Raw genomic sequence first — 24327 nt, 5'->3', positions numbered from 1 at the left:
GTCAGGCCGCCGAGGTCAGCACTACCGCGATCCGACTCTCCGCGGCGAGCACCACGACCGCCGGCACGTCCCGGGAGGCCAGCGCCAGGTAGACGATGACCCCGCTGCGCTCGTTGGGCGCGACGTCGATCACGGTCGACTCGAACCGGGTCACCGCGTCACCGTCGCCCCGGGCCGGGGTGCCGACCAGCAGCACCTTGTCGCCGGGATGCAGCTGCCGGGCCGGCACCTGGTCGGCCTGCAGCCCGAGGGCGATCTGCTGCTGGTCCGGCCCGATCATCGGCTCGTTGGTCAGCTGGGCCGGGGTGAGCAGGCTGCCCGGCACCAGGGCGACCGCCGCCCGCAGCCCGATCACCTGATCGAGCTGGCTGGCCGGCACCGGGGAGAGCGCCTGCCCACCGGCGACCTGCACGGTCATCAGGTCGTCGGCGGAGAGCACGGTGCCGACCGGCACGTCCCGGGCGATGGCCAGGTAGGAGCCGGTGGCCCGCACCGAGGTGACCGCGAACGCGGATCCGAGCCCGCCGAGGGCGATCAGCAGCACCGCCAGGCCGAGCAGCCCGGGACGCACCCGCCGCTGCCGGACGATCTTCGGCGGGCTGACCGGGGCGTCGACGCCACCAGGGTCGGTACGTGTGGTCGCCACGGTCATTCCCGTACCACCTGAAGCTCATCGATCTCGACGATCGCCGGATTGTCGCTGTTGGTCGTCGTCACGCTGTCGAAGATGTCCTGGAACTCCCCGTTGATGTACCAGGAAACATCCCATTGGACGCTGGCGACGACCTCGTAGCTGCCCGGCGCCGGGTAGCCCGGCTCGTAGCCGCAGTCGGGGTCCCACGGGTCGCGGCGGTCCGGGTCGTACGCAGTGAAGACGTCGTCGGGCGCGCAGGTGACCGTGTCACCGTTGCCCATCGTGATTTCGATCTCGGCGACTTCGGCCTCCACCAGCACGCTGACGTCGCGGTCGCGTTCGCGCCCTTCGAGCGGCCCCCAGACGGAGCGGTTGGGTTGTGACCAGATCCAGACCGGCAACCCGACCAGGCCGGCCTTGCCGGAGCCGGGCGCGGTGTGGATCACCGGAGGGTCGAACCGGATCTGGGCGTACGCGTATCGGCGCAGCTCGTCCGGGTCGGGTGGGGCTTCTTCGAAGCCGGGCGGCGGGTCGTCCCGCCAGACCGGCTCCGAAGAGGACTGACCGGCGATGCAACTGGTCCGGTACGCCGTCTGCCCCTCGTGGCCATCGCCCGGTGGCTGCGGCTCGAACGCCTGGTAGTAGCACCCGTCCTCGCGGTTGAACCAGCCGACGACACTGTCGTAGCAGGGCAGCTCGACGCCGTTGCGGTAGCAGGGGGCTGCGCTGCCGCCACCACCGTTGCCGGGTCCGGGGCCGCCACCGCCGGGGCCACCGGGATTGCCAGGATTGCCCGGCTCCTCGACCCAGCCGTCGCACACGGGTTGGGTGACCCCGCCGCAGCCGCCACCGCTCTGCGCGGCTGCCGGCCCGGCGGTGGCCAGGCTGACAGCGGTGAGCCCGGTGCTGGCCAGCAGGGCGACGACCGCCAGGCCGGCGAACCGCCGACGTCTCGGGGCATCGACCCTGGTCAGCATGGCTGGTCCCGGTGCGCGGAGCCGTTGCTGATCAACCAGCGACCGTCGTCGTACCGGGTCGCGGTGGCGGTGGCCAGGTAGCGGCCGACCTGCATGCCGGGGACGAGCTTGTCGGTGTCGTCGGCGTAGACCATCCGGTAATTCGTGGCGTCCAGGCAGTCCTGGATCACCACCGTCGCCGGAACCGAATCCAGATTGACCTCGGTCACCGTTGGTTCGGAGATTAGCGAGCCGGTACGCATGGCGCCGTGCTCCTTCGCTTCTCGAATGCCCAGCCGCACCTGTGTCAAGAGCGGATCACCCAGGTACTTCTTTAGATCGGGATGATTGTGGTCGGCTTCGTGCTCGGCTTCCTCGGCGGCGGCGAGGTAGCCGGTGTAGGCCGCGAGCGCCGCGGCGGCGGCGTCGGCGGCCGCGGGTTCGTCGGTTGCCGCCGGTGCCCGCAGCGGCGGCAGCGTGGCGGAGGACTCGGTGGCGCAGGCGCTGAGGACGGCTACCGCGAACAGTGTCGCGGCCAGCGTCCTCGCTGCCCAGCGTGGCTGCGTCGGCCCCACGGTCCGTCCTCCTCGGTGCCTGCCGGCCTGGCCATCATGGCGGAAGGCCACCGGCACTAATGCCAACATCGATGTGTCGGCGTGCTGCTGTACTGTCCGCTGGAATGACCCAGGGCTGCCTCCGGCTGGTCCGACTACGTGCCGACGATGCAATTCCGCCGGTCGGTCGGATGTTTCCCGGCGGTAGTGCATCGCTCAATGGGGGAGCATAGGCTGACGTTCGCGACAGCAACAGGGGCAATTCCGAGCAATACTCAGGGTCACGATCTTCAAGTCTGGTGGCAGCGGGAGGCGGTTCGATGCTCTTCCATTCCGGCCTTTTCCTCGGCAAGCACGAGGGGGCGGATGTCAAGGCCGCTGGACTGATCAAAAACGGGCAGCGACCCCAGCGAATTGCCGGCAACGATCGCATTCTGTCCCATTTGGAACCTGGCTGGTGGGCGGCGTCCTGCTGTCGCCGAGACGACGACCGTGGTGCCCGTGAGCCCGCCGGCAGGGCCGGGTCGACCGGTGATCAACCCAGCGTCAGCGATCATGAAACTACTTACGGTGACCTGGGTTGCCGGGGTGTCGGCCGGTGGTGCCGGTGACCGTGCGCAGCGAGCGTCCGGTTGGCAGCCGGGCGGATCTGCGTACCGCCGGGGGGTCGGGCCGTCGATGGGGTCGGCTGCTCGGCGTACTCGCGATCACGCCCGTGCTGCGCTGGGCCGTCGCCACCCACTCGGTCCCGCCCGGCGAACCGTGGCGCACCGCCTGCCCAGGGTGCCGCACGCCGATCGATGCGGCCGGACCACCACGCGCCTTGTCGCCGCTGGCCCGCTGCTCCGCCTGCGGTACGCGGATCGGTGCCCCGCCCTTCGCCGTCGAAGCGGTCGCGGTGCTGGCGCTGGTGACGACCCTGTCGGCCGGTCATCCCTGGCCGGTCACCGTCGCGTTGGTCTGGTGGACCGGCTGGATGATCCCGTTGGCCTTCGTCGACGTCGCCGTGCATCGACTACCGGACCGGCTGACCTACCCGGCCGCCGCCGGCAGCTGGGCGTTGCTCGGCCTCGCCGCCGGGGTCACCGGCGAGCCGGCTGCCTGGGTGCGGGCGATCGCCGCCGCCGGCGGTCTCGCGTTGCTGTTCGCGGCGACCACGCTGGTCTTCGGCACCCGAGGGTTCGGGCTGGGTGACGCGAAGCTGGCGTTGAGCATCGGCGCGGTCCTCGGCTGGTTCGGCTGGCCGGTCGTCCTGCTCGGCATGCTGGTCGCCTTCCTCGGCTCCGGCGTGACGGCGGTGCTGCTCCTCGCCGCCAGGCGGATCAGCTGGTCACAGCAGTTGCCGTTCGGTCCCTTCCTGGTGCTCGGAGCGGTCGTCGGTGTGTTGACAGCCGGCTGACGGGGCGAGCGGGTGCACCAGGCGCAGGAACTCCGGGCACTGCAGGAAATCCTCCGCCGCGCAGCCGAGCGCATGGTCGACGAGCTCCTTCGAGATGGCCAGCTGGTCGATCCGGGTGGCCAGCGCCGCCGACTGCCGGCGCAGCACCTCACGCCGGCCGGCGCCGTCGCCTGCGGTGAGCAGGTGGCGCAGCTCGTCCAGCGGGAAACCGGCCTGCCGGCCGTGCACGATGATCGCCACCCGGGTCCGGTGTTCGGCGGTGTACCGGCGGCGTCCGTTGACCCGCCGCGCCGGCTGCAGCAACCCCGCCGACTCCCAGTGCCGCAGCACGTGGGTGGCCAGCCCGAAGTGGCCGGCAAGCTCGCCGATGCTGAACTCGGCGGAGAGGTGAGTTGACTTCATGTTGACATTAACATGCAGAGTGGGAGCCATGGTCAAGCCGAACACCACGAACCCCTGGGACCGCCGCGCCGCCCGCTACGACACCATCGGGCTGCGCGCCGAACGACTGATCGTCGGAGACAGCCGTGCCTGGCTGTGTGAACAGGCCACCGGCCGCACCCTGGAAGTCGCCGCCGGCACCGGCCGCAACTTCTCGTTCTACCCGCCGGGGGTGACCCTCGTCGCCATCGACTCCAGCGCCGGCATGCTCGACGTCGCCCGCAACCGTGCCGCCACCCTGGGCCGGGACATCGAGATTCGCCAGGCCGACGCCACCACGTTGCCGTACGCCGACGCATCGTTCGACGCCGTCGTCTGCACCCTGGCGCTCTGCGCCGTGGCCGACCGGGAAGGCGCCCTCGCCGAGATGCACCGGGTGCTGCGACCCGGTGGCCGGCTGCTGCTGCTCGACCACTACGAACGCCGCTGGCGGCAGACCCGACCGGCCGATCTGGCGCTACGGCAGGGATTCGTCGCCGAGCGCCGGCGCCGGCTACGGCTCGGCCTGATCGAACGGCTGGCCGCCCGCCGTCCCTGACCGGACCAGGTGGCAAGCCGTCTGACCACTGGTGACCGCGGACCAGAATCCGGATCAGTCAACGACACCGGGCTCAGGTGAGCCGGACCGACAAACCCTTGCCGCCGAACTCCTGGCAGACGAAGGTCGGCTCGGCCGGCGTACTGGCCGCCTCGTCGTAGCGGTAGCCGATGTCGTCGAACCCGCACAGCACGTCGACCGGGTCCTCGACAGCGTCGGCGACCCGCCGGCGCACCAGCCAGCGGGCGAGCGCGCCGCGAGCGATCTTGGCGTGGACCACCACGAACTTCGGCCTGCCCGACGCGGGATCGACGGTCAGGAACCTGGGGGTGACCACCCGACCGGCGTCGACATGTGGCAGTACGGCCTTGCTGTACTCGTTCGCGGCGAGGTTGACGATCCGGCCGTCCGCGGGCAGCTGCGCGGCGATCGACCCTCCCCAGAACCGGTAGAGGCTGGCGTTCGGTGCGGTGGCCGGCAGCCGGTAGCCCATCTCCAGCCGGTACGGGCAGACACCGTCGAAGGGGCGCAGGATCCCGTACAGGCCGGAAAGGATTCGCAGGTGGTGGTCGGCGTGTGCCCGGTCCGCCGCGCTGAACGTGTCGACCTGCAGCCCGCTGTAGATGTCGCCGACGAACGCCGTCGCCGCCGGGCTCTGCCGCTGCGGCTCGGCACTCCACTCGGCGTACTGCTGCTTCGTCCGAGCCGCCAGCTCGGCCGAGACGGCCATCATCCGGCCGAGCTGAGCGTCCGACAGGGTCCGCAGGTACGTGATCAACTCGGTGGAGCGCTCCAGCAGAGCCGGCACCCCGAGTGTTCCGCGACCGAGCGCCTCCGGCGGTGGACGCATCGTCTTTGAACTGTGGATCAGGATGATCATCAAGCCGGCTTCAGGAGGCGCTGGAGAGGAGGTCGAACTCCTCGTCGGTCAGTTCGATGCCGGCCGCGCCCATGTTCTCCTCGAGGTGAGTGACCGGGGACGTGCCCGGAATCGGGACCATGACCGGTGAACGGCGTTTCATCGTCAAGGTCGTTTCCCTGCTTCATGATCAGGCCCGAGCCGCTGGACCGTCGGACACCGGGTCGCCTGCCCTGCTTGCCATCCAGCGCGCCCAAGACAGGGCTGAATTATCCCTGACCACGAGAACCGCTGCCGGACTGCCCCGCCTGCCACGACGCCGACTGCGTGACCGACGTCCGGTAGCGCGACCCGCCCCGCTCCCCCGGCCGCCATCCTGGACATTCCCATCGGGGCCGGGTCCGAGCGCGCGTTCCCCGGGCGCGTCGTCTCGTTCCTTGTCGAGGATGCCGGTATCCGGCAGTTCCTCGATGTCGGCACCGGCTTGCCTCGGCGGACAACACCCACGAGGTCGCTGACCACCTGCCGGACCAGCTGCCTTACGCTAGGAAACGAAAACCGTTATCATCGCCATGCCGGTTGTCGAGCGAGGAGACGTCGATGGCGCATGTGTTGCTGGTGGAGAGCTGGGTCGGCGCGATGGCCCGCCTGCTGCCCAGGGCGGTACTGGAGGCCGGGCACCGGTTCTCCTTCCTGACCCGGGACCTGCACCACTACCTGCGCGGCGCACCGGCCGGAGGTGCGCATCCGCTGCTCGGCGCCCACAACGTGCTGACCGCCGAGACCAACGACCTGCCCGGACTGTTGGAGCACGCGGAACAGCTGCACCGGGCGCTGCGCTTCGACGCCGTACTCACCTCCTGCGACTACTACCTCGACACCACCGCCCAGCTGGCCGCCCACCTGGGACTACCCGGCGCGGACCCGGCGGCGGTGCGCCGCGCGTACCGCAAGGACCTCGCCCGAGCGGCGATGGACGCCGCCGGCGTGCCGCAACCCCGGTACGCGCTCGCGCAGAGCTGGTCCGACGTCGCACGGACCGCTCGGGAGCTGGGCTTCCCGCTGGTGGTCAAACCGGTCGACCTCTGCGCCGGCATGTACGTGCGCGAAGTTGCCGACGAGGCCGGGCTGCGGGCGGCGTTCGACGCCCTCACCGGGTTCCCGGTCAACGCCCGACACCAGCCCCGGGTGCCGACTGTGCTGCTGGAAGAGCTGCTGTCCGGCCCGGAGGTGAGCGTGGAGACGGTCACCGTGGACGGGGACACGACGGTCGTCGGAGTGACCGACAAGAGCCTCGGCGGCGCCTCTGGGTTCGTCGAGACCGGACACATGTTCCCGGCGCTGCTCGACCCGGCGACCACCCGCAGGGCCGGTGAGGTGGCGGTGTCCGCGCTGGCGGCGGTCGGGCTGGACCGCGGCGTCGCCCACACCGAACTGCGGTTGACCCCGACCGGACCACGGGTGGTGGAGGTCAACCCCCGGCCGGCCGGCAACCAGATCACCGAGCTGGTGCGCCGGGTCACCGGCATCGACCTGCCCATGGTGTACGCACAACTGGCGCTCGGCGAGACCGCCGACCTCGCACCCGCCGACACCGGCGTACGCAGCGCGGCGATCGCGTTCGTGCTGCCGCCGCGCCCCGGTGCCATCGCCCGGATCGACGGAACCCGGGCCTGGCGGACAGACCCGCGGGTGGTCGACTGGTCGGTGAAACCCGCCGGCCACCGGGCCGGTGACAGCGGCAGCAACAACGACTACCTGGGCCACGTGATGGTGGTCGACACGGCCGGGGCCGGCGCGCGGACCGTCGCCGACGGCCTGGCCGCACAGGTACGCGTCGGCTACGTCGACGAGGACGGCAGCACCGACCGGGACCGGTCCGCCGCCGCGCCGGCCGGAGCGGCGGTATGACGGCGGCCACCGACAGCACCCCGGCGGCGTCCGAATCGCCGGCCCGGCCGGCGTACCGGTCCCTCGCCGCACTGATCGACGCGGTACGGGCCGGACGACACGGCGCGGATCCGGCTTGCCGGCAGGTCAGCGTGGGATTCGTGACCAGGCAGGGCGCGCGGCACGCAAGTCGGTTCCGCAGCTACCGCAACCAGGTACTGAGCTTGCGGGTCGACGCGGCGGTGGGCTCCTGCGCGGTCGAGCCCGGGGAGCTGCCCGACGAGGTCGTCTACGACTGCGTCGGCGCCTCGGTCGCCGATCTGCTCGCCCACCCGTTGCCGCCGGTACGGGTGGCCGCGCTGGACGCGTACCTGATGGCGCAGCGCCCGCACGCCGAGGCGGCCGACACGGTGGTCACCGTCCCCGCCGGCAGCTCGCTGGCCAAGTCGCAGGCCCGGGCCGCCGCCGTGGTCGACCTGCTGCCGGCTACCAGCGGCCCGGTCCTGGTCGTCGGGGTGGTGAACTCGCTGCTGGCCCGGCTCCGCGCCGCCGACCGACGGTACCTGCCGTGCGACCTGGCCGGCGGCCGCACCGAATGGGACGAGCCGTGTCTGCCCGACGCCGCGGCGCTGCTGGACCGCTGCGACGCGATCCTCGCCTCGGGGATGACGCTCGGCAACGGAACCTTCGAGCCGCTACTGGCCCACGCCGCCGCCGAGGGCAAGCCGTTCGTGGCGTTCGCGCAGACCGGTAGCGCGGTGCTGCCGTGGTTCCGCGGCGCCGGGCTGACGGCGGTGTCGGCCGAGCCGTACCCGTTCTTCTGGCTCGACGGCGGCCCCACCACCGTCTACCAGTACGGGGTGTCCGGGTGAGAGCACCGCAGCTGCTGAACCTGGTGGGGCACACCCCGCTGGTGTACGTCGACGCGCCGCTGCCGCACCCGCACGGCGGCTTCTGGGCGAAGGTCGAGTCCGCCGCGCCGGGCGGGATGAAGGCCCGCGCGGCGGTGGCGATGCTGGCCGGCGCGCGGCGACGCGGCGAGCTACGCGACGGCGCACCGGTGGTGGAGTCGACCAGCGGCACCCTCGGCATCGGACTGGTGTTCGCCGGTCAGGCCCTCGGCCACCCGGTGGTGCTGGTCGTCGACCGGGAGCTGGAGCCGTCGATGCGGGCGCTGCTGCGCGCGTACGGGGCACGGCTGGAGGTGGTCGACCGGCCCCACCCGACGGGTGGCTGGCAGCAGGCCCGCCGGGAGCGGCTGACGCAGGTGCTGGCGGCGCTGCCCGGCGCGTACTGGCCGGACCAGTACCACAACCCCGACAACGTCGCCGGGTATGCGGGCCTCGGCGACGAGATCGCCGCCCAGGTAGACGCGGTGGACGTGCTGGTGTGCAGCGTCGGCACCGGTGGGCACAGCGCCGGACTGGCCCGGACGCTGCGCCGGTACTGGCCGCAGCTGCGCCTGATCGGCGTGGACTCGATCGGTTCGACGATCTTCGGCCAGCCGGCCCGGCGGCGGGTGATGCGCGGGCTGGGTAGCAGCATCTATCCGAACAACGTGGACTATCCGGCGTTCGACGAGGTGCACTGGTTGGGGCCGGCGGAAGCGGTGGACACCTGCCGCCGGCTGGCCCGTACGGCGTTCGTCACCGGCGGGTGGTCCACCGGCGCGGTCGCCAGGGTGGCAGCCTGGGCGGCACGCACCCAGCCGGACACCCGGGTGCTGGCGGTCTTCCCCGACGGCCCGCACCGCTACCTCGACTCCATCTTCGACGACGGCTGGTGCGTCCGGCACGGGCTGCTCGGCCCCGCCCCTGGCCATCCGGTCGAGATACCGCACGCCGGTGCGGTGAAGGTCACCCGGTGGAGCCGCTGCCGGGTGGCCGACGACCCGCTGCGCCATGAGCGGGTGCCGGCATGAAACTGTCCTGGCACTCGTACCAGCTGGTGCTGCGCGAACCGCTGCGCATCTCCCGGTCGGTGATGGCACACCGCGAAGCGGTCCGGCTGACCGTCACCCACGATGGGCGCACCGGCCACGGCGAGGTCGTCACCAGCCGCTACTACGGACTCGACCGGGCCGCGATCGAACGGACCTGTGCCGGCTGGACCGGTCAGCTCGCCCGCTACCCGGATCCGACGGCCCTGCGCGACGAGCTGAGCCTGTTCGACGGACCGCCCGGAGTGCTCTCGGCGTTGGACACGGCCGTGCACGACCTGCTCGGCCAGGCCAGCGGGCTCCCGGTGCACCGAGAGCTGGGAGTGCCGGTGCCCACGCCGGTCGCCACGGCGTACACGATCGGTCTGGTGCCGGTCGCGGCCGCGGCGGCGGCCGCGCGGCGGCTGGTCGCCGCCGGGTTCGTGGTACTGAAGGTGAAGGCCGGCGACGACGCCGACGTGGCCCGGGTGGCGGCGGTACGCGCCGAGGCGCCGTCGGCCCGGCTGCTGCTCGACCCCAACGGCGGCTGGTCCGCCGAGCAGGCGGTACGGCTGCTCGACGGGCTCACCCCGTACCGGATCGACGCCGTCGAGCAGCCGATCCCGCCGGGACGGCCCGACTTGCTGGCTCGGGTGGCCGCCAGCACCGCGATCCCGGTCGTCGCCGACGAGGACGCCGAGTGCCTGGCCGACCTGGACCGACTCACCGGGACCGTCGCCGGGGTCAACGTCAAACTGGCCAAGTGCGGCGGAATCGCCGCCGCCACCCGGATCGCCGACGCCGCCCGGGAACGCGGCCTGGACATCATGCTCGGCTGCCTGGCCGCCAGCACGCTCGGCGTCGCACCGGCCGTGCACCTGGCCGGCCTCGCCCGCTGGGTCGACCTGGACGGACACCTGCTGATCGCCGACGACCCGTGGACCGGGATCGGCGGCCACGACGGCGTGCTGCGTCTGGCGGACACCCCCGGCCTCGGCGTGACGGAGGCGGCGCGGTGAGGGCGACCTGGACGACGCTGACCAGTTTCCCGCCGGCGATCCGGCTCCTGGTGGTCAATCAGCTCGGCGTCAACGTCGGCTTCTACATGCTGCTGCCCTACCTGGCCGGCTACCTGCGTGACGACATCGGCCTGTCGGCCACCCTGGTCGGCCTGGTCCTCGGCGTGCGCAACCTGAGCCAGCAAGGGTTGTTCCTGGTCGGTGGGTCGGCCGCCGACCGGCTCGGCGCCCGCGGCGTGATCATCGCCGGTTGCGGGCTGCGGGCGGTCGGCTTCGCGGTGTTCGCGGTCGGCGGGTCGCTGCCCGCGCTGCTGGCCGCCTCGGTGCTGACCGGGCTGGCCGGGGCGCTGTTCAACCCGGCGGTACGCGCCTACCTCGCCCAGGCCGCCCCCGAGCGCCGGGCCGAGGCGTTCGCCCTGTTCAACGTCTTCGCCAGTGCGGGTGCACTGCTCGGGCCGCTGCTCGGCAGCGCGCTGCTGCTGGTCGACTTCCGGGCCGCCGCGATCGGCGCGACGGTGGTGTTCGCCGGGCTGACCGTGGCGCAGCTGCGGGTCCTGCCGCCGCATCCGGTGACCCGCAGCGGGCAGAGCGTCGGCCGGGACTGGCGGGAGGCCCTGACCGACGGCCGGTTCCTGGCCTTCACGGTGGCGTTGAGCGCGCTGTTCGCCCTGCAGACCCAGCTCTACCTGGTGTTGCCGGTGCAGGCCGAGGCCGCCGCCGGCACTGCGCTGGCCGTGGCGGCACTCTTCGTCGTGTCCACAGTAGTCACACTCGTCTGGCAGGTGCGGTTGACCGGGTGGCTGCGCCAGCGGTGCAGCCGTGGGCTGTCCATCGCGGCCGGAATGGCGGTGGCCGGTCTCGGTTTCCTGCTTCCGCTGCTGCCGGTGACCGGCCCGCCCCCGGTACGGGCACTGCCGACGCTGGCCGCCGCGCTGGCGCTGGCGGTCGGGGTGATGATGGCGCAGCCGTTCATGCTGGAACTGGTGCCCGGCTTCGCCCGCGACGGGCTGACCGGCACCTACTTCGGGGTGTTCTACCTGGCCTCGGGGGTCGTAGCGGCGCTGGCCACCACCGCCGTCGGCCGGTTCATGCAGAACGGTGGCGAGCCGGACGGGGCAGCGCAGGGCGTACCCGCCGGAGCCTGGCTGCTCTGCGCCGGGCTGGGCCTGGCCTGCGGCGCCGCCGTCTGGGCGCTGCACCGCCGGGGCCTGCTCGCCCCCCGTACGGTGCCGGCCGCCGCCGGGAAGGCGGACCGGTGAGCGGGCCGGTGGTGACGCGGGAGGGCGGGCCGGTGGTGACCGGCGACAACCTGCTCACCGACAACCCGCAGCTGTACGAGGCCCAGTTTCCCGACCCGGAGCACCGGGCGGCGAGATTCGTGGCCGACCTGGTCGACCGGTTCGCGCCCGACCTGTCCGGCCGGCGGCTGCTCGACCTCGGCTGCGGCACCGGCCGCGACGCCGGATACCTCGCCGGCATCGGCTACGACGTCACCGGGTTGGACCTGTCCACCCGGATGCTGGCCTACGCCCGCCGCCACCACCAGCGGGTCCGGTTCGTCGAAGGTGACCTGCGCACGTTCGCGCTCGGCGACGGCTTCGACGTGATCACCTGCCTGGACAGTGCGTTGCTGTACTGCCACGACAACGCCGACCTGACCGCCGCCCTCGCCAACTGTCGGCGGCAGCTGGCCCCCGGTGGGCTGCTCGTCGCCGAGATGCGCAACGGTGCGTACTTCCTCGGCAACCCCGACCTGCTCGACGGGCCCACCATTCGGTCGGTGCACTGGCGTGGTGTCACCTACACTTCCCGTACCACACTGTGGATCGACGCGGCGGCGCAGCTGCTGCGCCGCCGTCGGGTATGGACCTGGCCGGATGCGGCGCAGGAGCTGGTGCAGACCTCCGCATGGCGGCTGCTCCTTCCGCAGGAGCTGCGCCACCTGCTGGACCACGCCGGGTTCGACGTCCTCGCCCTGTTCGACGCCCCCGGACCGCGTACCGAACCACCCTGGCATTCCGGCGCCGAGCTGGCGACCGGTCTACACGGCGACCGCCTGCACCTGGTCGCCCGCCGCCGCGACGACGCGGCCTGAAATCCCCTCTGGAAGGAAAAACCGACATGTCGACTGTTGCCCGACTACGCCGCCGGACACTGCTCGGCGGCGGTGCCGCCGTGACCGCCGCGCTCCTCGCCGGTTGCGGCGCCGACACCCCCGCTGGTTCCGACACCGCCGTCAGCGGCGGCACGCCGAGGCGGGGCGGCCGGCTGCGGGTCGCGTTCGCCGGTGGCGGTGCCACCGAAAGCCTCGACCCGCACCTGGCGAACCTGTTCAACGAGGCGTCCCGGGCCAAGGCGATCTTCGACAAGCTCGCCGACTACGGCCCGGACGTGTCGATCCAGCCCCGGCTCGCCCTGGGCTGGGAGCCCAACGCCGACCTCACCCGCTGGCGGGTGCCGCTGCGCGAGGCGACCTTCCACGACGGCCGGCCGGTACGGGCCGCCGACGTACTGGCCAGTTATGCCCGGATCACCGACCCGGACCGGGCCTTCCGCGCCAAGGCCAGCCTGTCCCTGATCGATCTGCGGGCGAGCCGGGCCGTCGACGACCGCACGGTCGAGTTCGCGCTGACCCGTCCGTTCGCCGAGTTCGGCAACGTGCTCGCCGCGTTCGGCGCGTACATCGTGCCCGAGGGCAGCGAATCGTTCGACCGGCCAATCGGCTCCGGACCGTTCACGTTCAGCAGCTTCACCCCCGGTACGTCGCTGCTGCTGGCCCGGTACCCGGACTACTGGGACGGCGCCGCGCACCTCGACGAGCTGGAGTACGTAATCGCCAACGAGGAGTCGGCGCGGGTCAACGCCCTGCTCGCCGGGCAGGTCGACTACGCCCACGACCTCAGCCCCACCACGGCCCGCAGCTACGCCGCCGACGACCGGATCGCCATCACCCGGATGGCCAACAGCGGCCTGCAGGGCTTCACCATGAAGCTGGACCGGCCCCCGTTCGACAACCGGGACCTGCGGGAGGCGATGTTCCTGCTCACCGACCGGCGGCAGCTGGTCGAGACGGTCCTGTCCGGATCCGGGCAGATCGGCAACGACCTGTTCGGCAAGGGCTACCAGTACTACGCCGACGACATCGCACAGCGCGAACCCGACCTCGACCGGGCCCGGGCGCTCATCGACCGGGCCGGTGCCCGCGGACTGCGGATCCCGCTGGACACCGCGCCGGTGGCCGCCGGGTTCGTCGAAGCGGCCAGTGTCTTCGCCGACCAGGCCCGCGCGGTCGGGCTGAACGTCGAACCGGTGCAACGCAACAAGGACACCTACTGGCGGGAGGTGCTCGACAACGGGGTGATGGCCTGCTTCCGCTCCGGCGCCATGCCGATCGAGACCCACATCTCGCAGCGGCTGCTGAGCACCTCCACGACGAACGCCACCAAGTGGACGCGGCCCGAGTTCGACGACCTCTACGCCACCGCGGTGTCCACCACCGACGACGCGGGCCGGCGGCAGGCGTACGGCGAAATGCAACGGATGCTGCACGCCGAGGGCGGGCTGCTGGTGTGGGGCTTCGCCGACTTCCTCGTCGCCACCGCGCCCCGGGTCGGCGGCGTGTCCGCCGAGGCACCCGCGAACACCATCGACTGGGCCCGCTTCGACAAGGTATGGCTGGCTTGAGTCTGACCCGCTACACCGTACGGCGGCTCCTGCTCGGCGTCGGGCAGGTCGCCGGCATCACCACCATCGTGTTCGTGCTCACCGAGGCGCTGCCCGGGGACGCGGCGGTGGTGATCGCCGGTGACCAGCCCGACCCGGAGCGGATCGCGCTGATCCGCGAACAGCTCGACCTCGACCAGCCGCCCTGGCACCGGTACGTCGACTGGCTCGCCGGGCTGCTGCACGGAGACCTCGGCGTCTCACTGATCTCCCAACGGCCGGTCCTGGACCTGATCGTCGGCAGCGCCGCCGCGACCGTGCTGCTGGCCGCCGCGACGCTGCTCGTCCTGGTCCCGCTCGCGATCGGCCTCGGCATGCTCGCCGCCCGACGCGAAGGCGGCCGGCTCGACCGCGCCATCAGCGCCGTCGCCGTCGGGCTCTACGCGGTACCGGAGTTCGCCCTGGCCATCCTGCTGGTTGCGGTCTTCGGCGTACAGCTGGGCTGGTTCCCGCCGACCGCCGTCGGCACCGGACCCAACCTGCTCGCCCAGCCGGCCGTGCTGGTCCTGCCGCTGCTGGTGCTGCTGGCCCGACCAATCTGCTCACTCAGCCGGCTCACCCGCGCCGGTATGGTCGACGCGCTGCGGTCCGAGTACGTCGCCCACGCCCGGCGCCTCGGCCTCGGTGCCCGTCGGCGGTGGCTGGCCCACGCACTGCCGACCGCCGCCGCGCCGGTCGTGCAGCAGCTCGCCCGTACCACCGACTGGCTGCTCGGCGGCGTCATCGTCGTCGAGGCGGTCTTCGTCATCCCCGGTCTGGGTACCGCCCTGGTCAACGCGGTCGCCGCCCGGGACGTGCCCACCGTCCAAGGGCTGTGCGTGATCGTGGCGGTCACCACCGTGGTCGTCAACCTGGCCGCCGACCTGGTCGCGTTCCGGCTCGCTCCGCGTACGGGCGGATCCCGGTGACCGGCCGGGCGCCGCGCCGGCTGGGCCGGTTCGGCCGCTTGCCGCGCCTGCTCACCGGGGTCGTCCTGCTCGCCGTACCACTGCTGCTCGCACTCGCCGGTCCGACCTTGGTCGACCTGGTCCTGGTCGGCGACGGCGCGGACCGGACCCGGCCGTTCGACCAGGCGGGGCTGCTCGGCACCGACTTCGTCGGCCGGGACGTCACCGGACAGATCCTGCTCGGCGGCCGGTCCGTCGTCGCGGTCGCCGCCGCCGCGACCGCCCTGGCCTACCTGGTCGGCGTACCCGTCGGTCTACTCGCCGCGCTCACCCGCCGCCGCTGGCTCGACGAGGTGCTGATGCGCCCGCTGGACCTGCTCCTGGCTGTCCCGTCGCTGCTGCTGCTCATCCTGCTCGCCGCCACCGCGCCCCGGGGGGCGGTGACGTTGGTGGTCATCGTCGCCGTCATCGCCCTGCCGGAGATCGCCCGGATCACCCGCGCCGCGGCCCTGCCGCTGGCCCACGGACCCGCGATGGAAGCGATGCGGCTCTACCGGGAGACGTGGTGGCGTCGGGCGATCGGGTACGTCGCCCGGGGCATCCGCCGGATTCTGCTCGCCGACGCCGGAATCCGGTTCATCGGCGCTGTCTACCTGGTCGCCACCGCCAGTTTCCTGGGCATCGGCGTCGCCCCGGACGCCGCCGACTGGGCCGTCATGGTCGACCGCAACCGCGCCGGGATCTTCCTGCAGCCATGGGCGGTCGTAGTGCCCGCCGTGCTGCTCGTCGCGCTCGCCGTCGGGGTCAACCTGGTCACCGATCAGCTGCTGGCCACCCGGCCGAAGGTCGCCCGGCCGAAGGTCGCGGAATGATCCGGGTCGACGGGCTGTGCGCCGACGCAGCTGGACACCGGTTGCTGCGTGACGTGTCGTTCACCGTGCCGGCCGGCGAGGTCCTCGCCGTCGTCGGTCCGTCCGGCAGCGGCAAGACCACGCTCGGGCGGGTGCTGCTCGGCGAAGCCGGACCCGGTGTTCGGCTCACCGGCGACATCGAGATCGACGGTCGCCCGGTCATCCCCGACACATCGCCGGCCGGCGGCACCGTCGGGTACATCCCGCAGCAGCCAGCAGCGGCGCTGACCCCGGTACGCCGGATCGGTTCGGTACTCCGCGAGATCGCCCGCCGGCACACCCCGACGCCGTCGCGCCGGGCGCGACGCGGGTCGGTCCGGCAAGCGGTCCGGGCAGTGCTGGCCCGCGTCGGCCTGCCGGACGACCGCGACCTGCTGCGGCGCTACCCGCACCAGCTCTCCGGCGGCCAGCAGCAGCGGCTGGTCATCGCGCACGTCCTGCTGGCTGGGGCCCGTGTCCTGGTCGCCGACGAACCCACCACCGGGCAGGACTGCCTCAGCCGCCGCGATGTCGCCGCCGAGATACGTGGTCTCGCCGGCTCCGGCGTCGCGATCGTCCTGCTCACCCACGACCTGCACCTGGTCCGGGCGGTCGCCGACGGCGTCCTCGTGCTCGACCGGGGCGCCGTCGTCGCCACCGGACCGACCGACACGGTCCTCGATCACACCGGCCTGGCCCGGCCGGGGCCGGCTCCGGCCGACTGGCCACAGCCGGCACTCGCCATCCGACCACGGTCTACGCCGGACGCCGACCCGGCGGGCGGCTCCGGCCAACTGCTGCGGGTCGCCGGGCTCACCGCGGCGCACCACGACCGTACCGTGCTGCACGGCATCGACGTGGTCATCGGCCCGGGTCAGCGTCTCGCCCTGGTCGGCCGCTCCGGCAGCGGAAAGACCACCGTCGCCCGGTGCCTGGCCGGACTGCACCCGCCGAGCGGCGGCAGTGTCGAGCTCGACGGCCGCCGGCTCGCCGACTCGATCGACCGCCGGGAGCGGGCCGACCTCGCCGTCGTGCAGTACGTCTTCCAAGATCCGCGGGCCAGTTTCCAGCCGTACGCAGCCCTGCTCGACCAAGTCGCCCGCCCCGCTGTGCGGCTGCACCGCCAACCGACCGCCGACGCGCTGCGGGCCGCCCGCGACCTGCTGGAGCAGGTCGGGATCGGTGCTGCTCTCGCCGCCCGCCGCCCCGACCAACTCTCCGGCGGTGAACTGCAACGCGCCGCTCTCGCCCGGGCGCTGGTGGCCCGACCCCGCCTGCTGGTCTGCGACGAGATCACGTCCGGTCTCGACCACGTCAACCAGAACCGGATTCTCGACCTGCTCGACGGCCTGTGCCGCGCCCACCGGCTCGCGCTGCTGGTCATCACGCACGACCCGGACGTCGTCGACCGGCTCGCCGACCACATCACCGTGCTCGACCAGGGACGCGTCGTCGAACACGGACCCGCCGCCACCCTGCTGACCGCCGGCCAGCAACCGCTGACCCGTGCGCTTCTCGACCCTGACCTGCCGCGAACCGCACCGTGACCCGCAACCACGTCCAGCACCGTGACCCGCAACCACGTCCAGCACCGCAGAGATGAGCACCACGTGAACGACCAGAACATCGGGCCGTACGACATCCGGACCGCCACGCCGCAGCACCTCGACGGCGCCCGCAGCGTCATGTTCGACACCTTTTACCAGGTGTTCGGCTACGGCTACCAGCCGCAGTGGCACGCCGACGTGATCGACCTCGCCGGCACCTACCTGCGGCCCGAGCGGCACGCGCTGTTCGTAGCGGTCAAGGGCGACGAGGTGGTCGCCACCACCGCCGTGCGCGCCGCCGCGCCGAACAGCCCGCCGCATCCCCGCTGGCTCGTCGATCGCTACCCGGCGGCGAGCACCGCCCAGCTGTTCCGGGTCTACGTACGGCCGGAACACCGCCGCAACGGGCTCGCCCGCGCTCTGGTCCGACGGGCCGTCGCATTCGCCGCCGATCAACCCGGCTACCGGGCGGTCTACCTGCACACCGACACCGGGGTCCCCGGCGCGGAGGCGTTCTGGCGGAACGTGGCCGAGGTGGTGCACGACCCCCGCGACGGCAGTCCGCACGGCTCCCGAGTGGTGCACTTCGAGATCCGGGTGCCCGCCACGACCGCCGCGTCCCGGTAGCAGGCGTTCGGTGGATCGGAGCCGTCGGTCGAGTCCCGGTGGATGGGAGCCGTCGGTCGAGCCGCTGTGACCGGAGAGGGCCCGGCTGTCGAGGTCACCGTGACCCGGGCTGCTGCGGCCCGGCCAGCCGGATCGCCTCGATCGAGCCGGCCAGCCGCAGCGGCCCGGCGGCGTACGGCACCAGCAAGGTGTCCCCACGGCGCAACAGCACGTCGTCGTGCTCACCGATGATCCGTCCCTGTCCCGCCATCCCGACCAGGACGCTGAACCCCTGTTCCAGTCGGTCGCCGTCGCGCAGTCGGCGGGCGGTGAAGAATTCGTCAGCGGCGTCGGGCAGCAGGTGTCGCCCGCCCCGCAGACGGTCGAGCTGCTGTGGCGTCCACTTGCTGCGGTCGACGCACCGCAGGGCCAGGTCGTAGCCGAGGCCCAGGTGTCCGTCGGCGACGCCGAAATCGGCGTACTCGAGTAGCACGGAGAAGTCGGTCGGCTCCTGGACCTCGACCAGCAGGATGCCGTCGCCGATGGCGTGTGGCAGGCCGGCGGGGCAGAGAATCCCGTCGCCGGCCGACACCGGGATCTTGTTGGTGGCGTCGAGCAGCTGCCCGGTCTGCTGGTTGGTCACCCAGCCGGCGAGTTCGTCGGCGGAGACGTCCCGGGCGAAACCGAGATGGACGTACGCGTCGGGTCGCGCGGAGACGATCACCCAGGCTTCGGTCTTGCCGTACGGCGACGCCAGGTGTGTCATGGCGAAGCGGCGGTCCGGGTGTACGTGCAGCGGCAGTCGTTGGCCTGCGTCGAGCAGCTTCACAAGCACGCCGGCGTCGGTGCGGAGCGGACCGAGCCACCAGCGTGGGTCCGCGGCGATCGCGTCGGCGAGCACGCGTCCGTCGGACAGGGTGGACAATCCGGCCGGGCCGAGGTCGAACCGGGTGGTCACCGAGCCGACCCAGTCCTCGGGGCGGTCGGGCAGTGCGGCACCGTTGCGGAACCCGGCTATCCGGCCGGCACCCCGGTAGAACGTCTCCGGCTGGTTGGCGGACAGTACCTCGACGGTCATCGATCATGGTCCGATCGCTGGTGCGGGGGCGGGCTGGTGGCCGCAGCGGTGCTCCGGCGGGCGAGCGCGGTGAGGAAGCCGCCGACGAACGTGTCACCCAGCCCGACCGTGGTGGGGTTCGTGACGTCGAGTGCGAACGCGGGTACGCAGTGCACCCGGTCGCCGAGCCGCGCCCGCAGCTCGGCGGCAAAGGCAACGGACCCGGGCCGTCGCGGATGCCGGCGCAGCCGCTCGATGTCGGAGTCGGTGAAGTCGTCGCCGTGGCGGTAGCGCAGGGCGGCCATGACGGTGCCGGTGTCGAGCGCCTCGGCGTAGCTGGCGGCCTGCGCGCCGAAGGCAGCGGCCCAGTACTTCGTGTGCAGGACCAGCATCGGTACGGGTACGAGCGCGTGCATGGCCGTCAGCGCGTCGGCGACCTCCCCAGCCGACAGCAGGTCGACCGGGTGCCCGAGATAGGACTGCATCTCGTCCTCGTTCAGGCCGTACACGTCGATCGCGTCGCGCAGCGCGGCCAGGACCCGGTGGTTGAGCGCGGGTTCGTGGTAGGCGGCGTCCTCGAAGTAGGTCACCGCCCCGGGTGGCAACCGCCGCATGTGTACGCGCAGTTCGGCCAGTCGGCGCTCGAGTTGCTCGGCGGAGCGCATGGCGTTGAATCCGGAGATCAGGAATACGTCCGCCCGGCTGAGCCGGTCGCCGAGCTCGTCGCTGAGCAGCATCGTGCCGTTGGCCGGATCGTTGACGTAGATCAGCCGGTTCGGGAACGGCGCGGTGATGTCGAGCTCACCGGCGCGGATCCGCAGACCCCGGTCGTACTGGACGATCAGGTGCGGGTGCAGGGTGTCCTCGATGCCGCTGGACAGGTACTCGCCGTCCGATGGCAGCAGCCGGCGTACGGTGTCGTCGACGCTGACCAGGTGCAGGGTCGACGGCACGCCCAGCCGACTCATCAGGATCCCGGCCCGCACCGACGTGCCGCCCAGCGCCACCCGGTGCGGGAACCTGCTGGCGAAGAGCTCCAGCGCCGGGGCGGAGGCGACGTAGTGTTCACCGCCGCCGCCCCGGGCGACGTACCCGAGGATCGACACCACGAGATCCCGTTCGCTGGCCACCGTGACCGGCGAGGTCAGCTCCGCGGCGGCGACGCGGTAGTCGGCGACTAGCTGTTCCAGGGCGTCGGCGGTGAGCTTCAGCTCGTAGTCGACGCAACCGCCGAGGCCGAGGACGACGCGGGACGGGTCCGCCATGTCAGTAGAGCGATGCCTTGCCGGCGGCACCGAACAGCTCGATCTTCTGGGCGGCTACCACCTTCATGGCCTCGATGCAGGCCGGCTGGATGGCGTTCGGCTCGCGTACCTTGCGGTCGCTGCCGAGGACCTCGCGCATCTTGTCATGATATGCGACCTTGATGTCGGTAGAGATGTTGATCTTGTTGATCCCGATCCGCGCCGCCTCGCGGATCTCGTCGTCCGGGTTGCCGGAGCCGCCGTGCAGCACCAGCGGGATCTGTACCTGGCTCTTGATCTCCTTGAGCAGGTCGAGCTTCAACTCCGGCTTCAGATGGGCCGGGTAGAGGCCGTGGAAGGTGCCGATCGCGATAGCGAGGCTGTCCACGCCGGTCTCTTCGATGAACGTGACGGCGTCGTCGGGGTCGGTGTAGATGATCTCGGCGGCACCAGCCTCGGCGTAGCTGTCGTTGCCGCCGATCGTGCCGAGTTCGCCCTCCACCGACACGCCGAGAACATGCGCCGAGTCGGTCACCTTCCTGGTGATCGCGATGTTTTCTTCGAACGGCTTCAGCGACCCGTCGATCATCACCGAGGTGAAGCCGAACTGGACCGCCTGCAGGATCTGCTCGTAGGTGGCGCCGTGATCCCAGTGGATCGCGATCGGGACGCTCGAGTTGTGCGAGCGTTCAGCGATGCCGCGAATCATCTCGCGCCCGATGTGCCGCATCTCGTCCGGGTGGATCCCGACGATCAGCGGTGCGTTCGTCTCCTCGCTGATCTCCACGATGCCCTTGAACATCGCCCAGTCGCTGATGTTGAAGGCGGGCACGGCGAAGCTGTGCGCATTGGCGACATCGAGGATCGCCTTGCCGGTCGTCAGCATTTCCGATTTTCTCCTTGATTGCTGGTTGACGTTCGGAGCTTTAAGGTCTGCACCGCAGGTCTCAGGTCTTCACCGCGCCGGCGGTCAGTCCGCCAACGAAGCGACGCTGGAAAAGAAGGAAGAGAACAAGTACCGGAATGGACCCGAGGATGCTCATCGCCATCATCTGGTTCCACTCGTACGAGTGCTGCCCCATGAGCAGCTGGATACCGATCGGCACGGTCCGCATGTCTTCGGTGCGGGTCAGCGTGAGGGCGAACAGGTACTCGTTCCACGAGATCATGAAGGTGTAGACACCGACCGCGACCAGGCCGGGCACCGAGACCGGCACCAGGATCCGCCACAGTGCGGTCCACCCGGTGCCACCGTCGACCTTGACGGACTCGTCCAGCTCCCGGGGTAGCGTGTTCAGGTACGCGGTGATCATGATGATCGCGTACGGGAGAGTGAACACCATGTGCGTCAGGATCAGGCCGGCGTAGGTGTCGTACAGGCCGAGCGCGACGATGAGCCCGAAGTACGGGATTACGAGCGTGATCGGCGGCACCGCCTGGACGCTGATGATCACCGTGTTGATGGTTTTCTGGAAGGGGAACCTGAACCGGCTGAATGCGTAGCCGGCCAGGACCGCCACCAGCAGCGTCAGGATGGTCACCGCGAATGCGACGATATAGCTGTTGAGGAAGAACCGCAGCTGGGTGCCGTTGCCCAGGATCTCCCGGTAGGCGTCGAACGAGAAGCCCTCGGTGATCAGCTGCGGCGGGCTCTGGAAGACCTCACCGTTGCGCTTCAACGAGGTGGAGAGCATCCACAGTACCGGCAGGCCGGCGAACAGTCCGCCGAGGACCAGCCCGGTGACGACGCCGGCCTTCGCGAGGGTACGCCGAGTCTTGACGGCGGTCATGTGCCTCACCGCTCCCTTTGCGAGCGTACGTAGAAGAAGGCCAACACCATCGTGAGCAGCAGGACGATCACGGCGGCAGCGGATGCCGTGGCGAACTCGTACTCGCTGAAGGCCAGCTTGTAGGTGAAGGTGCTGAGCATCTCGGTGGAGTTCAACGGTCCGCCACCGGTCGTCATCCAGATCAAGGCGAACTGGTGGGACGTCCAGATCAGGTCGAGCACCGCCATGCTGACGATCACCGGCCGCAGCTGGGGCAGTGTCACGTGACGGAACCGCTGCCACCAGTTGGTGCCGTCCACGGCGGCGGCCTCGTACAGGTCGGCGGGGATCCCCTGCAGTCCGGCCAGCAGGCTGATCATGAAGAACGGATAGCCGGACCAGATGTTGACGAACGTCACCGCCCAGAGCGCCGTGGTCGGGTCGCCGAGCCAGTTCACGCCCTGCTGGACCAGCCCCACCGTCTGCAGCACGTAGTTGACCACGCCGGACGGGTCGAACAGCAGTCGCCAGATGACCGCGATCACGGCGATCGTGAACAGCCAGGGCAGGATGTAGACGATTCGGAAGATGGCCTTCGTGACCCCGCTCAGCAGCTGGGTGTTGAGCATCATCGCGAAGGTGAGACCGAGGACCAGATGCGCCAGGGTGCTGACCGAGATGAAGACGGCGGTGTTGCGCAGCGCGGCCAGGAAGTCCGGGTCGGTAAGCACTTTGGTGTAGTTGGCGAACCCAGCGAAGACCGAATTCTGCTGGACGATCACGTTGTCCCGGAACGAGTAGCCGACCACCATGACGATGGGGACCACCATCAGGCCCACGATCAGCAGCACCGTTGGGGACAGATAGCCGTACGGGACCAGGCGCCGGGCTAGCGTGGATCGGGGCCGCCGAGAGGCGGCCGGTGCGGCGCGGGTCGAGGCCCGGGGTGCCGTCAGTGTCATGGCTTCTCCTTGGTCGGGTGCCGCGCTGTAGGACCCAGCGCGGCACCCGGGCCGGACTACTCGATGACCGAGGACCAGTTCTCCTGCGCTGCTCCGAGTGCGTCGTCAACGCTCGCCCCGCCGGTCAGTACCAGCTGAAGCTGCTCGGCGAAGCTACGCATCAAGTCCTCGGACTTGGGTAGGCCGACGAACTCGTTGGCCGGGTAGCCCTGTTGGTAGATCTCGAAGGCGGTCCGGAACAGCGGATCGCTACTGTCGAAGTCGGGCTCGGCGTTCTTGTTGCCGGGGAAGCCGTTCGCGATCGTGCTCAACTGCGCGTTTGTCTCCTGGCTCATCAGGTACGACACGAACTTGAACGCCTCGGCCTTGTGTTCGCTGGAGTCGGAGATGCCGATGCCCCACGACGCGTACGGGATGCCGCGCTCGCCGGTGTAGCTGTCCTCGGCCGGCAGGGCCGCCACCTCGAACTCCATGTCCGGCTGGTTCTCCCGGATCAGGTTGATGTGCGCGAGCGAGTCGATCATCATGCCGATCTGGCCGTTGCTGAACTTCTCGACCTTGTCCTGCTCCTTCATGGTGAGCGTGCCGGGGGCGATGACGTCGGCGTCGTTCAGGCTCTTCACGTACTCGACGGTGTTCTTGACCTCCGGGCTGGTCAGATTCGGTTTGCCATCGTCGGTGAGCATGCTGCCGCCGGAGGCCCAGAGCCAGGACATGACGTCGTTCTGGATGCCGTTGGGCACGGCGGTGTCGAGCGGGAGCGCCCAGCCCTTGACGTCGCCGCCACTCGAGCTGATCTTCGTGGCCGCGTCGAGGAACTCACCGCGGGTGGTGGGCACATCCGCGACGCCCGCCTCGGCGAGCAGTTCCTTGTTGACGAACAGCGGGTAGACGAAGTTGACCACCGGAATCATGTAGGTGCTGCCGTCGATCTGGATCTGGCTGGCCAGTTGGCTGTCGTCGTAGTCCGCGTCGGCCATCAGGCTGGACAGGTCGGTGATCGCGCCCTGCTTGGCGAAGTCGTTCACCCAGGCACCGTCGAGACCGACCACGTCGGGCAGGGTCTTCGAGGCGGCGCCGGTGAGTAGTTGCTGTTTGGTCGAGGCGTACGGTGCGCTCAGCAACTCGATCTCGATGTTCGGGTTCTGTGCCGTGAACTCGTCGATGATCCGGTCGAACTCCCCGGCCGGCAGTTCGGCACCCCACCACTGGGCGAACTCGAGCGTGACGGTGCCGTCCCCGTCCGAGCCGCCCTCGTCCGCACCACATGCCGCGACGAACGCGACTGTCGTCGCCGCAGTCACCGCCCCCACCAGTCTACTCAGCCGGCTGACACGAAACACCATGGCGGACCCCTTCTATATGGAGATCGTTCGCTTCTATGCGATGTTGGCGCCACGTTAGCAACGTGTTACGGGCAAGGACAAGAGTAGA

26 protein-coding genes and 1 pseudogene are annotated in these 24327 nt (G+C 70.8%); 14 read left to right on the top strand and 13 right to left on the bottom strand.

Features of this window, described 5'->3' with window-relative positions; genetic code table 11:
• Nucleotide 1 precedes the first annotated feature (1 nt).
• The 4 genes from ACFHVL_RS02375 to ACFHVL_RS02360 all read right to left on the bottom strand — a co-directional run bounded on the left by ACFHVL_RS02375 (nt 2) and on the right by ACFHVL_RS02360 (nt 2701).
• Nucleotides 2–652 (bottom strand): SAF domain-containing protein, encoded by a 651-nt coding sequence (locus ACFHVL_RS02375; protein ID WP_326550835.1) that lies wholly within the window; start codon nt 650–652, stop codon nt 2–4.
• Nucleotides 649–1611: a hypothetical protein gene (locus tag ACFHVL_RS02370; RefSeq protein WP_416625124.1), complete on the bottom strand. Its 963-nt coding sequence runs from the start codon at nt 1609–1611 to the stop codon at nt 649–651. The genes ACFHVL_RS02375 and ACFHVL_RS02370 overlap by 4 nt, the downstream gene beginning before the upstream one ends.
• Nucleotides 1605–2129 (bottom strand): hypothetical protein, encoded by a 525-nt coding sequence (locus tag ACFHVL_RS02365; protein ID WP_416625362.1) that lies wholly within the window; start codon nt 2127–2129, stop codon nt 1605–1607. Before ACFHVL_RS02365 ends, ACFHVL_RS02370 begins: the two co-directional genes overlap by 7 nt.
• A 305-nt stretch (nt 2130–2434) precedes the next feature.
• A complete protein-coding gene (locus ACFHVL_RS02360) occupies nt 2435–2701 on the bottom strand; it encodes a hypothetical protein (protein ID WP_416625122.1) in 267 nt (88 codons plus the stop codon).
• Nucleotides 2702–2793: 92 nt separating this feature from the next.
• Here ACFHVL_RS02360 and ACFHVL_RS02355 point away from each other — a divergent pair, with 92 nt between their 5' ends.
• Entirely contained in the window at nt 2794–3543 is a 750-nt protein-coding gene (locus ACFHVL_RS02355) for a prepilin peptidase (RefSeq protein WP_416625361.1), read from the top strand.
• On the opposite strand, the gene ACFHVL_RS02350 is transcribed toward ACFHVL_RS02355, so the two are convergent.
• On the bottom strand, nt 3475–3945 hold the full coding sequence (locus tag ACFHVL_RS02350; protein WP_416625121.1) for a MerR family transcriptional regulator: 471 nt from the start codon (nt 3943–3945) through the stop codon (nt 3475–3477). The genes ACFHVL_RS02355 and ACFHVL_RS02350 overlap by 69 nt on opposite strands.
• A gap of 28 nt (nt 3946–3973) precedes the next feature.
• On the opposite strand from ACFHVL_RS02350, the gene ACFHVL_RS02345 reads away from it, so the two are divergent.
• Nucleotides 3974–4522 carry a class I SAM-dependent methyltransferase gene (locus ACFHVL_RS02345; RefSeq protein WP_416625119.1) on the top strand — a complete coding sequence of 183 codons (549 nt, stop codon included), beginning with the start codon at nt 3974–3976 and terminating at the stop codon, nt 4520–4522.
• A gap of 73 nt (nt 4523–4595) precedes the next feature.
• Here ACFHVL_RS02345 and ACFHVL_RS02340 read toward each other — a convergent pair whose 3' ends face one another.
• Both ACFHVL_RS02340 and ACFHVL_RS02335 read right to left on the bottom strand, forming a co-directional pair.
• Nucleotides 4596–5402: a YaaA family protein gene (locus tag ACFHVL_RS02340; RefSeq protein ID WP_416625117.1), complete on the bottom strand. Its 807-nt coding sequence runs from the start codon at nt 5400–5402 to the stop codon at nt 4596–4598.
• A 10-nt stretch (nt 5403–5412) separates the two neighbouring features.
• Nucleotides 5413–5538, bottom strand: a pseudogene (locus ACFHVL_RS02335) (oxidoreductase); the annotation flags it as partial.
• A gap of 216 nt (nt 5539–5754) precedes the next feature.
• Between ACFHVL_RS02335 and ACFHVL_RS02330 the strand changes: the two are divergent.
• The 12 genes from ACFHVL_RS02330 (at nt 5755) to ACFHVL_RS02275 (ending at nt 17882) form a co-directional block, all read left to right on the top strand.
• The gene (locus tag ACFHVL_RS02330) at nt 5755–6078 is read left to right on the top strand and encodes an SAM-dependent methyltransferase (protein ID WP_416625359.1); all 324 of its coding nucleotides are present in this window, start codon (nt 5755–5757) and stop codon (nt 6076–6078) included.
• Entirely contained in the window at nt 5982–7292 is a 1311-nt protein-coding gene (locus tag ACFHVL_RS02325; RefSeq protein ID WP_416625116.1) for an ATP-grasp domain-containing protein, read from the top strand. Before ACFHVL_RS02330 ends, ACFHVL_RS02325 begins: the two co-directional genes overlap by 97 nt.
• Nucleotides 7289–8143, top strand: a complete 855-nt coding sequence (locus ACFHVL_RS02320) for a Rossmann-like domain-containing protein (RefSeq protein ID WP_416625115.1) — start codon at nt 7289–7291, stop codon at nt 8141–8143. The genes ACFHVL_RS02325 and ACFHVL_RS02320 overlap by 4 nt, the downstream gene beginning before the upstream one ends.
• On the top strand, nt 8140–9192 hold the full coding sequence (locus tag ACFHVL_RS02315; RefSeq protein ID WP_416625113.1) for a PLP-dependent cysteine synthase family protein: 1053 nt from the start codon (nt 8140–8142) through the stop codon (nt 9190–9192). Before ACFHVL_RS02320 ends, ACFHVL_RS02315 begins: the two co-directional genes overlap by 4 nt.
• Entirely contained in the window at nt 9189–10208 is a 1020-nt protein-coding gene (locus ACFHVL_RS02310) for an enolase C-terminal domain-like protein (RefSeq protein WP_416625111.1), read from the top strand. The genes ACFHVL_RS02315 and ACFHVL_RS02310 overlap by 4 nt, the downstream gene beginning before the upstream one ends.
• Nucleotides 10205–11467: an MFS transporter gene (locus ACFHVL_RS02305; protein ID WP_416625110.1), complete on the top strand. Its 1263-nt coding sequence runs from the start codon at nt 10205–10207 to the stop codon at nt 11465–11467. Before ACFHVL_RS02310 ends, ACFHVL_RS02305 begins: the two co-directional genes overlap by 4 nt.
• Nucleotides 11464–12303 (top strand): class I SAM-dependent methyltransferase, encoded by an 840-nt coding sequence (locus ACFHVL_RS02300; protein ID WP_416625108.1) that lies wholly within the window; start codon nt 11464–11466, stop codon nt 12301–12303. The genes ACFHVL_RS02305 and ACFHVL_RS02300 overlap by 4 nt, the downstream gene beginning before the upstream one ends.
• Nucleotides 12304–12329: 26 nt before the next feature.
• Nucleotides 12330–13892 carry an ABC transporter substrate-binding protein gene (locus tag ACFHVL_RS02295; protein WP_416625107.1) on the top strand — a complete coding sequence of 521 codons (1563 nt, stop codon included), beginning with the start codon at nt 12330–12332 and terminating at the stop codon, nt 13890–13892.
• Entirely contained in the window at nt 13889–14839 is a 951-nt protein-coding gene (locus ACFHVL_RS02290; protein WP_416625106.1) for an ABC transporter permease, read from the top strand. Before ACFHVL_RS02295 ends, ACFHVL_RS02290 begins: the two co-directional genes overlap by 4 nt.
• Entirely contained in the window at nt 14836–15690 is an 855-nt protein-coding gene (locus ACFHVL_RS02285) for an ABC transporter permease subunit (RefSeq protein WP_416625104.1), read from the top strand. Before ACFHVL_RS02290 ends, ACFHVL_RS02285 begins: the two co-directional genes overlap by 4 nt.
• Nucleotides 15687–17255: an ABC transporter ATP-binding protein gene (locus ACFHVL_RS02280; RefSeq protein WP_416625102.1), complete on the top strand. Its 1569-nt coding sequence runs from the start codon at nt 15687–15689 to the stop codon at nt 17253–17255. The genes ACFHVL_RS02285 and ACFHVL_RS02280 overlap by 4 nt, the downstream gene beginning before the upstream one ends.
• Before the next feature lie 63 nt (nt 17256–17318).
• On the top strand, nt 17319–17882 hold the full coding sequence (locus ACFHVL_RS02275; protein WP_416625100.1) for a GNAT family N-acetyltransferase: 564 nt from the start codon (nt 17319–17321) through the stop codon (nt 17880–17882).
• Nucleotides 17883–17976: 94 nt separating this feature from the next.
• On the opposite strand, the gene ACFHVL_RS02270 is transcribed toward ACFHVL_RS02275, so the two are convergent.
• The 6 genes from ACFHVL_RS02270 to ACFHVL_RS02245 all read right to left on the bottom strand — a co-directional run bounded on the left by ACFHVL_RS02270 (nt 17977) and on the right by ACFHVL_RS02245 (nt 24239).
• Nucleotides 17977–18939, bottom strand: a complete 963-nt coding sequence (locus tag ACFHVL_RS02270) for a class I mannose-6-phosphate isomerase (RefSeq protein ID WP_416625099.1) — start codon at nt 18937–18939, stop codon at nt 17977–17979.
• On the bottom strand, nt 18936–20183 hold the full coding sequence (locus tag ACFHVL_RS02265; protein ID WP_416625097.1) for an ADP-dependent glucokinase/phosphofructokinase: 1248 nt from the start codon (nt 20181–20183) through the stop codon (nt 18936–18938). The genes ACFHVL_RS02270 and ACFHVL_RS02265 overlap by 4 nt, the downstream gene beginning before the upstream one ends.
• 1 nt (nt 20184) lies before the next feature.
• Nucleotides 20185–21048 (bottom strand): ketose-bisphosphate aldolase, encoded by an 864-nt coding sequence (locus ACFHVL_RS02260; protein ID WP_416625096.1) that lies wholly within the window; start codon nt 21046–21048, stop codon nt 20185–20187.
• A 61-nt stretch (nt 21049–21109) separates the two neighbouring features.
• Nucleotides 21110–21952, bottom strand: coding sequence for a carbohydrate ABC transporter permease (locus ACFHVL_RS02255; protein ID WP_416625094.1), 843 nt, complete (start codon nt 21950–21952; stop codon nt 21110–21112).
• 5 nt (nt 21953–21957) lie between these two features.
• Nucleotides 21958–22893: a carbohydrate ABC transporter permease gene (locus ACFHVL_RS02250; protein WP_416625092.1), complete on the bottom strand. Its 936-nt coding sequence runs from the start codon at nt 22891–22893 to the stop codon at nt 21958–21960.
• Between the two features lie 56 nt (nt 22894–22949).
• Complete coding sequence (locus ACFHVL_RS02245) at nt 22950–24239, bottom strand: ABC transporter substrate-binding protein (protein ID WP_416625091.1); 1290 nt, start codon at nt 24237–24239, stop codon at nt 22950–22952.
• Nucleotides 24240–24327: the final 88 nt, after the last annotated feature.

It is taken from the genome of Micromonospora sp. LOL_023, assembly GCF_048060115.1.
Classification (GTDB): Bacteria; Actinomycetota; Actinomycetes; order Mycobacteriales; family Micromonosporaceae; genus Micromonospora_E.
This window is presented reverse-complemented; position numbering and strand designations above follow the sequence as displayed.

Excerpts from the sequence above, each read along its gene's own strand:
- ACFHVL_RS02360 (WP_416625122.1), bottom strand. The coding sequence starts at position 2,701 with ATGATCGCTGACGCTGGGTTGATCACCGGTCGACCCGGCCCTGCCGGC.
- ACFHVL_RS02375 (WP_326550835.1), bottom strand. The coding sequence starts at position 652 with ATGACCGTGGCGACCACACGTACCGACCCTGGTGGCGTCGACGCCCCG.
- ACFHVL_RS02265 (WP_416625097.1), bottom strand. The coding sequence starts at position 20,183 with ATGGCGGACCCGTCCCGCGTCGTCCTCGGCCTCGGCGGTTGCGTCGAC.
- ACFHVL_RS02320 (WP_416625115.1), top strand. The coding sequence starts at position 7,289 with ATGACGGCGGCCACCGACAGCACCCCGGCGGCGTCCGAATCGCCGGCC.
- ACFHVL_RS02325 (WP_416625116.1), top strand. The coding sequence starts at position 5,982 with ATGGCGCATGTGTTGCTGGTGGAGAGCTGGGTCGGCGCGATGGCCCGC.
- ACFHVL_RS02280 (WP_416625102.1), top strand. The coding sequence starts at position 15,687 with ATGATCCGGGTCGACGGGCTGTGCGCCGACGCAGCTGGACACCGGTTG.
- ACFHVL_RS02350 (WP_416625121.1), bottom strand. The coding sequence starts at position 3,945 with ATGAAGTCAACTCACCTCTCCGCCGAGTTCAGCATCGGCGAGCTTGCC.
- ACFHVL_RS02310 (WP_416625111.1), top strand. The coding sequence starts at position 9,189 with ATGAAACTGTCCTGGCACTCGTACCAGCTGGTGCTGCGCGAACCGCTG.
- ACFHVL_RS02340 (WP_416625117.1), bottom strand. The coding sequence starts at position 5,402 with ATGATCATCCTGATCCACAGTTCAAAGACGATGCGTCCACCGCCGGAG.
- ACFHVL_RS02255 (WP_416625094.1), bottom strand. The coding sequence starts at position 21,952 with ATGACCGCCGTCAAGACTCGGCGTACCCTCGCGAAGGCCGGCGTCGTC.
- ACFHVL_RS02345 (WP_416625119.1), top strand. The coding sequence starts at position 3,974 with ATGGTCAAGCCGAACACCACGAACCCCTGGGACCGCCGCGCCGCCCGC.
- ACFHVL_RS02250 (WP_416625092.1), bottom strand. The coding sequence starts at position 22,893 with ATGACACTGACGGCACCCCGGGCCTCGACCCGCGCCGCACCGGCCGCC.
- ACFHVL_RS02270 (WP_416625099.1), bottom strand. The coding sequence starts at position 18,939 with ATGACCGTCGAGGTACTGTCCGCCAACCAGCCGGAGACGTTCTACCGG.
- ACFHVL_RS02295 (WP_416625107.1), top strand. The coding sequence starts at position 12,330 with ATGTCGACTGTTGCCCGACTACGCCGCCGGACACTGCTCGGCGGCGGT.
- ACFHVL_RS02370 (WP_416625124.1), bottom strand. The coding sequence starts at position 1,611 with ATGCTGACCAGGGTCGATGCCCCGAGACGTCGGCGGTTCGCCGGCCTG.
- ACFHVL_RS02245 (WP_416625091.1), bottom strand. The coding sequence starts at position 24,239 with ATGGTGTTTCGTGTCAGCCGGCTGAGTAGACTGGTGGGGGCGGTGACT.
- ACFHVL_RS02260 (WP_416625096.1), bottom strand. The coding sequence starts at position 21,048 with ATGCTGACGACCGGCAAGGCGATCCTCGATGTCGCCAATGCGCACAGC.